This window comes from Pseudofrankia coriaricola (assembly GCF_032027725.1).
Taxonomy (GTDB): domain Bacteria; phylum Actinomycetota; class Actinomycetes; order Frankiales; family Frankiaceae; genus Pseudofrankia.
Genome location: NZ_JASNFO010000201.1, coordinates 1 through 529, shown reverse-complemented (window position 1 = coordinate 529; position 529 = coordinate 1). Strand labels below are relative to the sequence as shown.

The 529-nt window shown below is 66.2% G+C and carries 1 protein-coding gene; it reads left to right on the top strand.

Annotated elements, in window-relative coordinates; translation table 11 throughout:
• Positions 1–241 precede the first annotated feature (241 nt).
• On the top strand, positions 242–529 hold a 288-nt coding region (locus QOZ89_RS47090), incomplete at its 3' end, for a transposase (RefSeq protein ID WP_312630404.1).

Sequence of the window (529 nt, the reverse complement as noted above, 5' to 3'; positions counted from 1 at the left end):
AGTGGATGTTTACGCAGCCCTGGTGACGATAATTCCTCTTTGAGGCCGGCTGCCTTTGCGTGTTTCGCGTCGTAGGAGCACGTTCGCGCATCCCGCGGCCGCGATCATGGCATCCGTTGAGTTCGGATATGCGGCGCGGATTCTGTCTGGTTCGATGATGGGCGAAAACTCCCTCCCGACCGCCCGGCCACGTCCGCCCAGGAGGGTTTAGGGACAGGCACGCCAGGTAGGAGCGTCTGTCATGAGCCCGCGCACGCCGTACCCCAGTGACCTGTCGGATGCCCGCTGGGAGCTGATCGCCCCCACCCTGCACGCCTGGCGGCAGGCCCGGCTCGACCGCCGGCCCACCGGCCAGCCCGCCCAGGTGGACCTGCGCGAGGTGTTCAACGCGATTCTCTACCTCAACCGGACCAGCGTCCCGTGGAAATACCTGCCCCACGACTTCCCGCCGCACGGAACCGTCTACTTCTACTTCGCCGCCTGGCGGGACGAGGGCATCTTCGCTCGGCTCGGCTACGAGCTGACCGGT